At 60.6% G+C, this 13,085-nt stretch carries 12 protein-coding genes and 1 pseudogene; 6 read left to right on the top strand and 7 right to left on the bottom strand.

Going from position 1 to position 13,085, the window contains the following annotated elements:
- Positions 1-4 precede the first annotated feature (4 nt).
- The 5 genes from codB to CUN63_RS02935 all read right to left on the bottom strand — a co-directional run bounded on the left by codB (position 5) and on the right by CUN63_RS02935 (position 4,844).
- Positions 5-1,276 carry a cytosine permease gene (gene codB / locus CUN63_RS02960; protein ID WP_129437087.1) on the bottom strand — a complete coding sequence of 424 codons (1,272 nt, stop codon included), beginning with the start codon at positions 1,274-1,276 and terminating at the stop codon, positions 5-7.
- A 281-nt stretch (positions 1,277-1,557) separates the two neighbouring features.
- On the bottom strand, positions 1,558-2,388 hold the full coding sequence (locus CUN63_RS02950) for an alpha/beta fold hydrolase (RefSeq protein WP_129437085.1): 831 nt from the start codon (positions 2,386-2,388) through the stop codon (positions 1,558-1,560).
- A gap of 361 nt (positions 2,389-2,749) precedes the next feature.
- Positions 2,750-3,202 carry a GNAT family N-acetyltransferase gene (locus tag CUN63_RS02945; protein ID WP_129437084.1) on the bottom strand — a complete coding sequence of 151 codons (453 nt, stop codon included), beginning with the start codon at positions 3,200-3,202 and terminating at the stop codon, positions 2,750-2,752.
- Positions 3,203-3,313: 111 nt separating this feature from the next.
- The gene (gene queD, locus CUN63_RS02940; protein ID WP_123451058.1) at positions 3,314-3,670 is read right to left on the bottom strand and encodes a 6-carboxytetrahydropterin synthase QueD; all 357 of its coding nucleotides are present in this window, start codon (positions 3,668-3,670) and stop codon (positions 3,314-3,316) included.
- Between the two features lie 94 nt (positions 3,671-3,764).
- Positions 3,765-4,844: a patatin-like phospholipase family protein gene (locus CUN63_RS02935; RefSeq protein ID WP_129437083.1), complete on the bottom strand. Its 1,080-nt coding sequence runs from the start codon at positions 4,842-4,844 to the stop codon at positions 3,765-3,767.
- Positions 4,845-5,105: 261 nt separating this feature from the next.
- Here CUN63_RS02935 and CUN63_RS02925 point away from each other — a divergent pair, with 261 nt between their 5' ends.
- From CUN63_RS02925 to CUN63_RS02910, 4 genes are read left to right on the top strand one after another with little or no spacing between them, the layout of a single operon-like run.
- Entirely contained in the window at positions 5,106-5,414 is a 309-nt protein-coding gene (locus tag CUN63_RS02925) for a PepSY domain-containing protein (RefSeq protein WP_129437081.1), read from the top strand.
- Entirely contained in the window at positions 5,414-5,737 is a 324-nt protein-coding gene (locus tag CUN63_RS02920) for a PepSY domain-containing protein (protein ID WP_129437080.1), read from the top strand. The genes CUN63_RS02925 and CUN63_RS02920 overlap by 1 nt, the downstream gene beginning before the upstream one ends.
- Positions 5,738-5,740: 3 nt before the next feature.
- On the top strand, positions 5,741-6,409 hold the full coding sequence (locus CUN63_RS02915) for a response regulator transcription factor (protein WP_129437079.1): 669 nt from the start codon (positions 5,741-5,743) through the stop codon (positions 6,407-6,409).
- Positions 6,406-7,719 (top strand): sensor histidine kinase, encoded by a 1,314-nt coding sequence (locus CUN63_RS02910; RefSeq protein ID WP_129437078.1) that lies wholly within the window; start codon positions 6,406-6,408, stop codon positions 7,717-7,719. The genes CUN63_RS02915 and CUN63_RS02910 overlap by 4 nt, the downstream gene beginning before the upstream one ends.
- A gap of 125 nt (positions 7,720-7,844) precedes the next feature.
- Here CUN63_RS02910 and CUN63_RS32620 read toward each other — a convergent pair whose 3' ends face one another.
- Together CUN63_RS32620 and CUN63_RS32615 are read right to left on the bottom strand one after the other, a co-directional pair.
- Positions 7,845-8,600 carry a methyl-accepting chemotaxis protein gene (locus tag CUN63_RS32620; protein ID WP_371928225.1) on the bottom strand — a complete coding sequence of 252 codons (756 nt, stop codon included), beginning with the start codon at positions 8,598-8,600 and terminating at the stop codon, positions 7,845-7,847.
- 102 nt (positions 8,601-8,702) lie between these two features.
- Positions 8,703-9,773 (bottom strand): annotated as a pseudogene (locus tag CUN63_RS32615) (HAMP domain-containing protein); the annotation flags it as partial.
- Between the two features lie 591 nt (positions 9,774-10,364).
- On the opposite strand from CUN63_RS32615, the gene CUN63_RS02900 reads away from it, so the two are divergent.
- Together CUN63_RS02900 and CUN63_RS02895 are read left to right on the top strand one after the other, a co-directional pair.
- Positions 10,365-11,681, top strand: coding sequence for a Na+/H+ antiporter family protein (locus CUN63_RS02900; RefSeq protein WP_165353304.1), 1,317 nt, complete (start codon positions 10,365-10,367; stop codon positions 11,679-11,681).
- 209 nt (positions 11,682-11,890) lie between these two features.
- Positions 11,891-13,078 carry a cache domain-containing protein gene (locus tag CUN63_RS02895; RefSeq protein WP_371928207.1) on the top strand — a complete coding sequence of 396 codons (1,188 nt, stop codon included), beginning with the start codon at positions 11,891-11,893 and terminating at the stop codon, positions 13,076-13,078.
- The last annotated feature ends 7 nt before the right edge of the window (positions 13,079-13,085 follow it).

The raw sequence follows: 13,085 nt of genomic DNA, 5'->3' as shown, positions 1-13,085 counted from the left end.
CCTTTTATAGATCTTGTAATGGTGCGTTGGCAGTACGGGCACCCAGCACGCCGGTCAGTAACACATACGTTAGCGCGGCAGCGGCAATCCCTACCAGCGGCGCGACCCACGGTGAGCTGAACGCGGCGACCGTGCCGACTGCGTAGGCGGCCAAACCGGACCAGTTAAACGCCGGCAACCGGGCATCGGCCAGACGTGGGTATTGACCACGATAGCGGTAGAAGAAGTCCGCCATGATCACGCCGCCAATCGGCGGAATCACGGTGCCCAGCAGAATCAGGTAGGGCACCAGCATGTCGTACATGCCCAGCAGTGCCAGCAACGTGCCGATCACCGCGCCCGCCAGGGTCACGGTTTTGCGACGGCCGGTGCGCAGCAGGTTGCAACCGGCGACGGCGAAGTTGTAGATGGTGTTGTCCTGGGTGCTCCAGATATTGAGCAGCAACATCGCCATCGCCGCCATGGCGAAGCCTTGTAACAGCAACACTTCGACCACATCCGGTTGCTGGTAGACGATGGCACCGTAAGCACCGATCAACACCATCAGGCCGTTGCCGATGAAGAAGCCGATCAGGCTCGCCAGCACCGCGACGCGTGCTGAACGGGAGAAACGCGTCCAGTTGGTCGCCTGGGTTGCGCCGCTGACAAAGGTGCCGAACACCAAAGTAATGGCGGTCGACCAGTCCAGTGTTCCCGTCGGGACTACAGCGAGCAAACCGTCGAGCCCGCCAACCTTCACCGTGGCCACCCACATCGACAGCATCAGCAGCAACATCATCGCCGGTACGGCGATGTACGACAGAATCTCCAAGCCGCGATAACCGACATACGCGGTCGCGCAAAACACCAGGCCGAACAGCACCATCAGCCCGAGAACGGTGCCCTCGCTCAATTCGAAATACTTGCCCAGCACCACGGCGGCAGTGGCCGTGCCCCAGGCGTACCAGCCGATCTGGGTAAAACCGAGGATCAGGTCGCTGAGCTTGCTGCCCACTTCACCGAAGCAAAAGCGTCCCATCAGCACCGAATTCAGGCCGCTCTTGAAGGCGATGTAGCCAAGGCCTGCGGCGTAGATCCCCAGCAGCAGATTGCCGACGATAATCACCGCCATCATCTCGCCGAAACTGAACGCCACACCGAGCTTGCCGCCGGCAAACATGGTCGCGGTAAAAAAGGTGAAACCCAGCAGCACCATGGCCGTTGAGGCCAGGCCTTTGCGGGCATGCATCGGGACTTCGCTGAGGGGGTAATCGTTGCCGGGATCGTTCTGCGTCATGGGGCGTTCCTTGCTGAATGAGTGACGCGGGGAGTGTTGCAGTGGTCGTGCCAAGCGTGGGGTGGTGTAGTTATTTATAGCCGAGCGGGGAGACTTGGCGCGGAAAGGGGCACGAAAGCGGTGCACCTGAAGGAACACAGAACCCATGTGGGAGCGGCGGTGCGGCGATCCGACTTGCTCGCGAAAGCGGTTGAGCATTCAACACTGAGGTCGACTGCCCCAGCGCCTTCGCGAGCAAGTCGGATCGCCGCACCGCCGCTCCCACATTTGATTCGGTTTTTTCAGGGGGATTTGTGTTGCGGCAGAAACCGCAGCAACGCCGCGACGATCGCTTCCGGCGCATCTTCCTGAACCAGATGCCCGGCATTCGGAATCGCCTGAAACCGCGACCCCGGAATCATCTGATGCAACGCCTGCCCACGTTCAATGGGAATCCACTGATCATCTTCCCCCCACAGAATCTGCACCGGACAACGAATCGTCGGGTACAGCCCTTCGGCCTCACGGGTGTAACGCTCATCCATCTGAGCAATCTGCCGATAGAACGCCGCTTGCCCCGGATCGCCGAGCCACGGCTGCACATACGGCGCCAGTTCAGCATCGGGAATTTCGCGCTTGATCGCCCCGCGAATATAGGTCGGCACAATCGCCCGCTGAATGTAATCGGGCAGGCCACCGAATGCCGCCTCATGCTGACGCACATGCTGCACAAACGGCGAACCCCAGGGTGTCAGCGCCACGGGATCGATCAGCGTCAGGCTGCGGTAGTCCTTGCCGTTCAGCAGGTGAGCACGCAGGGCGGTGGCGCCGCCGAAGTCGTGAGCGACGAGGTCTGGTCGCTCCAGGCCCCAGTGATCCAGCAAGTGAGCCAACAGGTCGTTCTGCACACCCAACGACACATCGCCGTCGATTTTCTCCGATAGCCCATAACCCAGCAGGTCAAAGTAATGCACCCGATGCGTGGTGATGAAGTGCGGCGCAATCCGGTGCCACACATAAGAAGAGAAGGGCGTGCCATGCACGAACACCAACGGCGGACCGTCGCCCCGTACGGCGTAGCGAACGGAGTGCCCGTTGAAGCGATAGGTCTGAGGCAGCGGCCAGTCAGTCATTGCGGGTGTCCTCTTGGCGTGGGGGAGCCAAAAAAGCATAGGCATAAAAAAACAGCCATTGAAGGCTGTTTTTATATTCACTGACGAAACGCCTGTCCCTGTGGGGGCGAGCCTGCTCGTGATGGCGTCTGCACATTCAACATCAATGTGACTGCCAGGCCGCCATCGTCGGAGCGCCGCCCGGAGCAAGCTCGCTCCCACAGTGAGTCTTCGATGAACGCAGAATTAGCACACGGCGCAAATCCCCTGTGGGAGCGAGCTTACTCCGGGCGGCGTTCCGACGATGGCGGCCTTGAATGTACAGACGCCATCGTCTGAACGCCGCCCGGCGCAAGCTCGCTCCCACAGGTTTTTAGTGCGCTCAACCCAGCGATTTGCTCATGTGCACACGGCGCAGGCCGTTCTCTTCGACCCGGTGGGTTTCGACATACCCTCGGCGGGTGTACAGCGCAATGTTTTCGCTCATGGCTTCGTTGGTGTACAGCCGGATCGATGGGTAACCCGCGTCGAGTGCGTGGCGTTCGGCGAAGTCCAGCAACTGACGGCCATAACCTTGCCCCTTGACCGCCGGGCTGACCGCGATGTTGTCCAGCAGCAAGTACTCTTCCGTGTCGATCAACACCACAAAGCCGCTGAGTGTCTGCTCGTGGGCGAGCACATGGACGCGCCTGGCCAGCACTTGACTGGCGTAGTCATCCAGCATCGGTGCGGGTTTGCGGCCAATACGCTCGATGTAGGGCGAGTAAGCCGCCTCGACGATGGCCTCGATCTGCGCGATATCCTCAAGGGTAGCGGGACGAATAAGCAGCGACATCGGACGGGTTCCTTTGGGCCAAGGATGAGGCCCGACTGTACCGGGGAGGACGGCGAAACGACAGGCATAAAAAAACCACCGTCGCCGGTGGTTCTTTTCAATCGGGTGTTTTTACTCACCGCGATAGATGCAGCCACTGGTGCACGTCTCGTGGATGCGGATCGCGCTGAGTTCCGGCAGCAGAGGCTTCAATTCCTTCCAGATGAATTTGGCCAGGACTTCGCTGGTCGGGTTTTCCAGACCGGGAATGTCGTTCAGGTAGTTATGGTCCAGGCGTTCGTAGAGCGGCTTGAAGATCGCCTTGATTTCCGAGAAATCGCGGATCCAGCCCGTGTGCGGATCGAGGTCGCCGCTCAGGTGGATCGCCACTTTGAACGAGTGACCGTGCAGGCGGCCGCACTTGTGGCCGTCCGGTACGTGGGGCAGGCGGTGGGCGGATTCGAAGGTGAACTCTTTGAAAATTTCCACAGTGATTTCAGCTCTGTCAGGTGGCGATCGCCGCGGCGATGTGGGCAGGCGGCGAGTTTAACAGTTTGCGTTTGGCGTTGCGGGAAAACACTGACTAAAGGGTCAGCAAGCGCTCCCCGAGGCGACCGCTGGCAGCCAGTTCGAGGAACTCATCGCCCATGCGACGGCTTTCATCCATCGTCGTGCGCCAGTATTTCTGCCGGCTCGGGGCATCGCCCATGAAGCGTTTGAAGTCGTTGCGGTCCGGGAGTTTGCCGTAGGGCAGGCGCGCCAGGTAATCCTTCGACGGCGCCAGCAACAGGACATCCTGCAAACGCGCGGGACATGCGCGGCGCCACGGCAGGGCCTTGTCGAACCAGCCGGGAATGACCCGGTCGGTGAAATGCGGATAGAGCACGATGTCGTTGCCGCTGTAGGGCAGGTCGAGGTGATAGTCCAGCAGACCGCCATCGCGAAACGTCCCGGCACCGGCACCCGGCAGATCACGCACGCCTTCCATCACCATCGGGATCGAGCCTGACGCGAGCAAGGCCTGGCGCAGGTTGTCGGCATTCAGCGCAACGAAGCGCGAGGGGAAATCGTTCAATGCATTGACCGGCGGTGCCAGACGCGGATCGTGAATGATTAGCCGCTCGAAATGCCGCGACAGGCGCGCCCGGCCACGCAGGTTGTCGGCGATCACCGATGACAGGCCCAGCCCCAGTCGGCCGCGATGATCGTCCGCCAGCAGGCCGTGGCTTTTGACCACCATGATGTTCAGTCGGTAATGGGCGTTGTCCAGAATCGAAGCATCGCGGCCGTCAAGCAGCTCATCGAGCATGCGCCGGGAGCTCTGGCTGATCTGCGCCATGGTCACGCCCTTGGCGAAGTTTTGCTCGGTGTAGAGGTGACCGAGGCGGCGGATACCTTCGGCGGCATCCGGCAGACACGCGCTGGCGAAGCGCCAGGACCCCACCGACGCACCGATCAACGAACGCTCGCGCGGTGCCGCCGGCAGCCATTCACCGAACAACGCCAGGTCCAGACCTTGAATCCCCAACGCCTTGGGGCCACCGGCGGCACCCGGCAGCGTGCCCACATCGGCGGAGCTCAAACCGTTTTCACGGATGCGCGCCAAGGCGCGAGGGCCGGCCTTGAGGGTCAGTGAGGGGAACTTGATGTGGATAGCGGTCATACCGGTCTCGATGTCTGGCAAGCGGGGGATTATAAGTGCATGAATCCCCTGTGGGAGCGAGCTTGCTCGCGATAGCTGTGTGACAGTCGACATATTTGTTGAAAGTTAAGCCGCCATCGCGAGCAAGCTAGCTCCCACAGGTTTTGCGCAGCTCTGCGATATCGAGGTGCCACTCCTGATGATGGCAATTCAGTTTCAGTTAAGTTCGCCCCGTTAAGGTGCACCCCGTAGGCAACACATAAAAAAATACGGAGACACCCCATGAGAACCCTGACTGCCCTGTTCACCGCGTCCATCATCGGCATGACCGCCAGCATCGCCCACGCTCGCGACCTCGGTCCCGATGAAGCCCTGAGACTGCGCGACGCTGGTACCATTGTGTCTTTCGAGAAGCTCAACGCCACCGCTCTGACCAAACATCCCGGCGCCAGGATCACCGAAACCGAGCTGGAAGAAGAGTACGGCAAGTACATCTATCAGGTGGAATTGCGCGACCCTCAGGGCATTGAGTGGGATCTGGAATTGGACGCTGTCAGCGGGCAGATTCTCAAGGATCATCAGGATACGTAATGAAGGTGCTTTCTGTTTCAAAGCGGCGCGTGAGCGGTCGAATGGCTCTGGCGCTTCTGGTTTTTTGCTCGGTGGTCATGGCCCGCGACCTGGATCAGGACGAAGCCCTGCGCCTGCGTCAACAGGGGGTGATCCTGCCGCTGGAGCAGCTGTTGCAGCAAGCTCTGGACCGCTATCCCGGGGCCAAATTGCTGGAAGCCGAGCTTGAAGAGAAACACGAGGTCTACGTGTATGAAGTCGAGTTGCTGACCACCGAAGGTGCTGTCCGCGAACTGGACCTTGACGCCACCACCGGCCAGTTACTGAAAGACAAGGAAAATTGATCGATGCGTTTGCTTCTGGTGGAAGACCATGTGCCGCTGGCCGACGAACTGACGGCCGGCCTCAATCGGCAGGGTTACGCCGTGGACTGGCTGGCCGACGGTCGCGACGCGGTGTATCAGGGCAGCAGCGAGCCTTACGACCTGATCATCCTCGACCTCGGCCTGCCGGGTTTGCCAGGGCTCGAGGTGCTGACTCAATGGCGGGCCGGTGGTCTGTCCACGCCCGTGCTGATCCTCACCGCCCGTGATTCCTGGGCCGAACGGATCGAAGGTCTCAAGGCCGGCGCCGACGATTACCTGACCAAGCCCTTCCACCCCGAAGAGCTGCAGTTGCGCGTCCAGGCGCTGTTGCGCCGTTCCCACGGCCATGCCAACCAGCCGACGCTCAAGGCTGCCGGGTTGCACCTGGACGAAGGCCGCCAATGCGTGACCCGCGACGGCGCCGACATCCAGCTCACCGCCGCTGAATTCCGCCTGCTGCGTTATTTCATGCTGCACCCCGAGCAGATTCTTTCCAAAAGCCACCTCGCCGAACACCTCTACGACGGTGAAACCGAGCGCGACTCCAACGTGCTCGAAGTCCACGTCAACCACCTGCGGCGCAAACTCGGGCGCAGCGTCATCGAAACCCGTCGCGGCCAGGGTTACCTGTTCGGCGGACAAGCCCGGTGAGGTCGATCCAGCGCCGTTTGAGTCTGGGGTTGATCAGCGTGATGGTGATCGTCGGCCTGGCGCTGGCGCAAATCAGCCTATGGTGTTTCGAGCTGGGCTTGCAGAGCTACCTTGAAGCCGGGCTGCGCAACGACAGCGAAAACCTGCTGGTGGCGCTGGTGCGCGGGCCGCAGGGTTTGCAGCTGGATGAGCGACACCTGTCGCCGGCCTATCAGCGACCGTTTTCCGGGCATTACTTCCGCATCGATTTTGCCGACAGCCATTGGCGCTCCCGTTCGCTGTGGGATCAGGAACTGCCGCACCTCGACCATGCCGGCCTGCACAGCAACCTGGAATTGGGGCCGGAAGGGCAGCAACTGCTGGTGCTGCGTTCAGACTATCGACGGCTCGGCCAATCGATTTCCATCAGCGTGGCCCAGGATTACACGCCGGTGCGCGAGAGTTTCCAGCGCATGCGTCAAGTCGGATTGGGCCTTGGACTGACGGGACTGCTGCTGATTCTGCTGCTGCAACGCATTACCGTGCGCCGCGCCTTGCGCCCGCTGGAAAAGGCTCGTGAGCAGATCGCCCAGTTGCAGCAGGGCCAGCGCTCACAGCTCGATGATCAGGTGCCGGTAGAGCTTGAACCGCTGGTGGCGCAGATCAACCATTTGCTGGCGCACACCGAAGACAGCCTCAAGCGTTCGCGCAATGCGCTGGGCAACCTCGGCCACGCCTTGAAAACCCCGATGGCGGTATTGTTGAGCCTGGCCTCAAGCGAGAAGCTCGATGCGCAGCCGGAACTGCGCAAGGTGATTAAGGCGCAACTGGAACAGGTCCAGCAGCGACTCAATCGCGAACTCAATCGCGCCCGGTTATCCGGCGATGCGTTGCCGGGGGCGTTGTTTGATTGCGATGCGGAATTGCCTGGGTTACTGGCGACGTTGAACATGATTCATGGTGAGCATCTTGATCTTAGCTACCGTGCACCGGCCGGTTTGCAACTGCCTTGGGATCGCGAGGACTTGCTCGAACTGCTCGGTAACTTGCTGGACAACGCCAGCAAATGGGCGGATGCCGAGGTTCGGTTGAGCGTGGTCGAGTCCGCCGATGGGTTTGAGTTAAGCGTGGAAGACGATGGGCCGGGGATTCCCGAAGACAAGCGCGATCAGGTGTTCAGCCGGGGTACGCGGCTTGATGAACAAACGGACGGGCATGGGTTGGGATTGGGGATTGTGCGCGATATCGTTGATACGTGGGGCGGGGTATTGAAGCTGCAGGAAAGCGAGTGGGGCGGCCTGAAGGTAGTCATCCAATTACCCAAACGCTGAGTACCCTGTGGGAGCGGGCTTGCTCGCGAATGCGGTGTGTCAGTCGACATCGCTGTTGCTGACACACCGCATTCGCGAGCAAGCCCGCTCCCACATTTTGATCTTCAGAGGACGCAATAACTGCGTTAAACGCGGAACTGATCCATCAAACTCTGCTGCTGATTCGCCAGGCTATTGAGCGACTGACTCACCCGCGCCGATTCATTGGCCTGCCCCGACAACGACTCCGTCACATCCCGAATCGTCGCCACGTTGTTGTTGATCTCCTCAGCCACCGCGCTTTGCTCTTCCGCGGCGCTGGCGATCTGCAAGTTCATGTCGCTGATCACCGTCACCGCCTCACCAATCTGGCGTAGCGCCGTCACCGCCTGACCCACCTGTTCGACACTGCCCTGAGCCTGACGATGGCTGTTGTTCATCGAGCCGACCACGTCCTGAGTGCCAGTCTGCAACTGCTCGATCACCAGACGGGTTTCTTCGACAGACTCCTGGGTCCGGCGTGCCAGGTTGCGCACTTCATCGGCCACGACGGCAAAACCGCGTCCGGCCTCACCGGCGCGAGCGGCCTCGATGGCGGCGTTAAGCGCAAGCAGGTTGGTCTGTTCGGCGATGGCCCGAATCACTTCCAGCACAGAACCGATCTTCTCGCTGTTGGCCGCCAGGCCTTCGACTTGGACCATCGCCGCGCTCATGTCGGCGGCGAGGTTGTCGATGCTGGCGGTGGTGCGGTCGATCACGGTCAGACCGCGACGGGTGGCCTGATCCGCATCCCGCGCCGCCTGTGCCGCTTGCGCTGCACTGCGAGCAACGTCTTGAGCGGTGGCGCTCATTTCGTGGGAAGCGGTAGCGACCTGATCCACCTGACGGTATTGCTGTTCCATGCCGGCGCTGGTCTGGGTGGCGATGGCGGACGACTGATCCGCCGTGCTGCGCGCGTCCTGCACCGAGCGTTTGACCTCGGCGATGATCGGTTGCAGCTTGTCGAGGAAGCGGTTGAACCACCCGGCCAATTGGCCGAGTTCGTCCTGCTTGTCGTAGGCCAGGCGGCGGGTCAGATCGCCTTCACCGCTGGCAATGTCTTCGAGCATGTGCGCCACACCCAGGATCGGCCTGGTCACGCTGCGGGCCATCAGCCACACCAGCAACAGGCCAATCAACGCGGCCAGCACACCCAGGCCGAGTTCGACCAGGGTGCCGGCGGTGTTGCTTTCATCGAGTTGTTTTTTCAGCGCTTCAGCGGGGCCGACCAGGACTTTCTCCGGCACCTCAAGCAACACGCCCCAGGACTTGCCACCGGGAATCGGCTGGAACGGCGACAGCACTTTGAGTTGTTGATTGTTGTGCAGGCTTTCGGTCTTGCTGCTGGCGGCGAGCATGCGGATCAGCTCGGCACCGTTGGTCTTGTCCACGGTGTCCAGGCGCTGGCTGAGCTTGCTGGCGTCCGGGCTGTAACCGGCCAGCAAGCCGACCGGGCTGATGATGCTGACGTTGGTCTGGCCATCATAGAGCTTCTTGCTCGCACCCTGGCTTACGGCTTGCAGGCTGTTGAGGTTGATGTCCACCGACAGCGAAGCGATGACCTTGCCGTTGACCATCAGCGGGAAAACGATACTAGTCATCAGCACGTTCTGGCCGTCGATCACGTAGAAGTAGGGTTCGATCACGCAGGGCTTGAGGGTCGTGCGCGGGCAGGTGAACCAGGCGTTGGCCGGTTCGCCGCTGGGGCCGGTGCTGGTGTCGGCCATGTCGCTTTCCGGTAGTGCCATCGACGTCACCTTACCCGGTGTCGGCTGCGACCAATAGAGCGCGAAACGGCCCTTGTCGTTGCTGCCCAACTCGGCCTGGCCGGCGAACAGATCGTCCTTGCCGTCCAGCGCGTTGGCTTCGAACACCAGCGAGAGGCCGAGCAGGTCCGGGTTGGCTTGCAGGGCCGACTTGACCTGACGTGTCAGGTCTTCACGCAGGTCAAAGGCATCGAGAAAGCGCTTCTCGGCCTGGTCGCGCAGGAACAGCACCTGGCGCGAAAAGCCGTGGCCATATTGATAGGCGTCCATGAACTGCTGGCGAATCCCCAGCGCCTGGTTTTCACCCTGGGATTCGATCCGGGCCTGGGCCGCTTCGGTGAGCATCTCCATGCTGGATGCTTTCACCATTTCGGAGCTGTGCTCCATGCGATACAGCGAAAGACCCACCAGCAGGGTCACGATGCCGGCCAGGCACAGCCCGGCCAGCAGGGTGATTTTCCATTGAATGGAAAGTTCTCTGAGCGACATGGAGACGTCCTTTATTCGATAAATATCTGAGACTTTGCACTGTAGCGGCCGCGATTCGGCTTTCTTTATCCGCTCAATTAAATAAGCCATCACACAAAACCTGTAGCAGCTGGCGAAGCCTGCGTTCGGCTGCGCAGCAGTCGTAATCCAGCTGGCGCGGTGTATCTGGCGGAACGTGCAAGCAGGTTTTACGACTGCTTCGCAGCCGAACGCAGGCTTCGCCAGCTGCTACAAGGGATCGTGGTCGCTTTGACAACGCGTTAATGGTCCGGCACAGTGCGCGCCCTCTAATAAAACCCTCTCATTCAATCCGCTGGCGGCTCTTTGCAGACTGCCGGCCGGACTCTTTCCGTTTGCCTTGAGGTAACGATGATTAATGCTGTAATTGCCGCGGTCGGCGTCATGCTGATCCTCAGCCTGTCCCGCGTGCACGTTGTAATCGCGCTGATCGTGGGCGCCCTGGTGGGTGGTTTGACCGGTGGCCTGGGCATCGAGGCAACATTGAAAGCCTTCAACAGCGGCCTTGGTGGCGGCGCGACGGTCGCGTTGTCCTACGCATTGCTCGGCGCTTTCGCCGTGGCCATTGCCAAGTCCGGCCTGGCGCATGCCCTGGCAGACAAAGCCTTGCTGATGGTCGACCGTCAGCACGTCAGCGGTGGGCGTCAGGTCAAATGGCTGTTGATCGGTTTGCTGTGGGTGGTGGCTATCGCTTCGCAGAACATTCTGCCGATACATATCGCCTTTATTCCCCTGCTGGTGCCGCCACTGTTATATGTGCTGACCAAGCTGCAACTGGACCGCCGGTTGATTGCCTGTGTCATGACCTTCGGCTTGATTACGCCGTACATGTTCTTGCCCGTGGGCTTCGGCAACATCTTCCTTAATGAAATCCTGCTGGCCAACGTCGCCCGTAGTGGTGTGGACATCAGCGGCATCAACGTCACCCATGCCATGGGGATTCCGGCATTGGGCATGTTCGTCGGGCTCGCGGCAGCGTTTGTCAGCTACCGCAAGAAGCGCGTCTACGATCTGGAAAAGATCGAGCAAGTCGAACAGGTCGCGGTGCAGTACAACCCGCTGAGCCTGATGGTCGCCGGTCTGGCCATTGCGGTGGCGTTCATCATTCAGCTGTTGCTGGATTCGATGATCATCGGTGCGTTGGCTGGCTTTCTGATTTTTTCGGTGTCGGGGATCGTGAAGTGGCGTGAAACCGACGATCTGTTCACCGAAGGCATGAAGATGATGGCGATGATCGGTTTCATCATGATCGCCGCGTCCGGTTTTGCCGAGGTGATGAAAGCCACTGGTCAGGTGCAGACCCTGGTCGAGGCCTCGGCCTCGTGGATCGATCACAGCAAAGGCATTGGCGCGTTGCTGATGTTGCTGGTCGGACTGTTGGTGACCATGGGCATCGGTTCGTCGTTTTCCACAGTGCCGATCCTGGCAGCGATTTTTGTGCCGTTGTGCGTGCAACTGGGCTTTAGCCCGATTGCCATTGTTTGTATCGTTGGGACTGCCGGCGCCTTGGGTGACGCCGGTTCGCCAGCCTCGGACTCGACCCTCGGCCCGACCTCGGGCCTGAACATCGACGGCCAGCATCACCACATCTGGGACACCGTGGTCCCGACCTTCCTGCACTACAACCTGCCGCTGCTGGCGTTCGGCTGGGTGGCGGCGATGGTCTTGTAACCCATTGCTCACTGGTCAACCCGGAACAAATGTGGGAGCGGGCTTGCTCGCGAAGACGGCGGCACATCCAGCATTGATGTGACTGACATACCGCTTTCGCGAGCAAGCCCGCTCCCACATTTGATTCGGGTGACCCTTCACTCAACTTTTGGCCTGGCGTGCCGTTAAAGCCTTTAACCACGCCAATAAAATCAAAAGAGTGAACCGTCATGCGCATGAGCCTGAAGGCTAAAGTCCTGTCCCTTGCCGTCCTCCCGGTGTTGCTCTTTGCGCTGGTCATCAGCCTGACCACGTTGTTCATTCTGCAGGAGCAGGCCCGCAAGGAAGTCGAGGAAACTCGCCAGCGCCTGCTCAGCGATGCCAAGGCGACGCTGCAAAGCTACGTCGCCGTGGCCATGACCACGATCAAACCGCTGTACGATGCGGCCGCCCCCGGTGATGACGCGGCGCGGGCCCAAGTGGTCAAGTTGCTGTCGAGCATCACCTACGGCAAGGACGGCTACTTCTTCGGCTACGACTCCAACACCGTGCGCCTGTTCAAGGCCAACAGCCCTGAAGGCGTGGGCCAGAGCTTCAAGGACAACCGCGATCCGAACGGCGTCTACGTCAACCGCGACCTGGTGAAGGTCGCGAAGGACGGGACCCACTATCTGCAATACAGCTCACCGCTGCCCGGCAACACCCAAGTGCTGGTGCCGAAACTGGGCTACACCGAATACCTGCCGAAGTGGGACATGGCGGTCGGTACGTCGGTCAACCTCGACGGCATCGAAGCCCAAGTGGCACTGGTCGAAATCAAGGTCCAGGAGCGCATGCAAGGCGTGGTGCTAAGCATCGTCGGGATTGCCGCCGTGGTGCTTTTGGTGATTGCCGCCGCCGGGATGCTGTTGGCCAACACCATCTTGCGTCCGCTGAACCTGATGAAAGCCAACCTCGATGACATCGCGGCGGGTGAGGGCGACCTGACGCGTCGCCTGACCATCACCAGCCAGGATGAACTCGGCGAACTGGCCGGCTCGTTCAACCGCTTCGTCGACAAGATCCACGGCCTGGTGCGCCAGATCACCGAAATGACCTTGCAACTGACCGGACTGGTGAATCAGGTCTCCGATCAGGCCCAGCGTTCGGATCAGGCCATGGAACGTCAGCGTCACGAGACCGATCAGGTCGCCACGGCGATCAACCAAATGTCCGCCGCCGCTCAGGAAGTGGCGAAAAGCGCTCAAAACGCCGCGGTGGCTGCCCAGCAGACCGACGAAGAAGGCCAGGCTGCCAAGCGTGTGGTGGCCGGCAGCATTGTGAAGATTCATGCATTGGTGGACGACATTCGCAGCAGTGGCGTGTCTCTGGACAGTCTGCAAAAAGACGTGTCGTCGATTGTCAGCGTGCTTGGGTGATTCGTTC

The sequence above is a fragment of the Pseudomonas sp. ACM7 genome, from assembly GCF_004136015.1.
Lineage (GTDB): Bacteria > Pseudomonadota > Gammaproteobacteria > Pseudomonadales > Pseudomonadaceae > Aquipseudomonas > Aquipseudomonas frigoris.
This window is presented reverse-complemented; position numbering and strand designations above follow the sequence as displayed.

Coding starts and splice junctions, on each gene's coding strand:
- CUN63_RS02935 (WP_129437083.1), bottom strand. CDS start 4,844: ATGACCGCTATCCACATCAAGTTCCCCTCACTGACCCTCAAGGCCGGC.
- codB (WP_129437087.1), bottom strand. CDS start 1,276: ATGACGCAGAACGATCCCGGCAACGATTACCCCCTCAGCGAAGTCCCG.
- CUN63_RS02950 (WP_129437085.1), bottom strand. CDS start 2,388: ATGACTGACTGGCCGCTGCCTCAGACCTATCGCTTCAACGGGCACTCC.
- CUN63_RS02925 (WP_129437081.1), top strand. CDS start 5,106: ATGAGAACCCTGACTGCCCTGTTCACCGCGTCCATCATCGGCATGACC.
- CUN63_RS02915 (WP_129437079.1), top strand. CDS start 5,741: ATGCGTTTGCTTCTGGTGGAAGACCATGTGCCGCTGGCCGACGAACTG.
- CUN63_RS02895 (WP_371928207.1), top strand. CDS start 11,891: ATGCGCATGAGCCTGAAGGCTAAAGTCCTGTCCCTTGCCGTCCTCCCG.
- CUN63_RS32620 (WP_371928225.1), bottom strand. CDS start 8,600: ATGGAACAGCAATACCGTCAGGTGGATCAGGTCGCTACCGCTTCCCAC.
- CUN63_RS02945 (WP_129437084.1), bottom strand. CDS start 3,202: ATGTCGCTGCTTATTCGTCCCGCTACCCTTGAGGATATCGCGCAGATC.
- CUN63_RS02920 (WP_129437080.1), top strand. CDS start 5,414: ATGAAGGTGCTTTCTGTTTCAAAGCGGCGCGTGAGCGGTCGAATGGCT.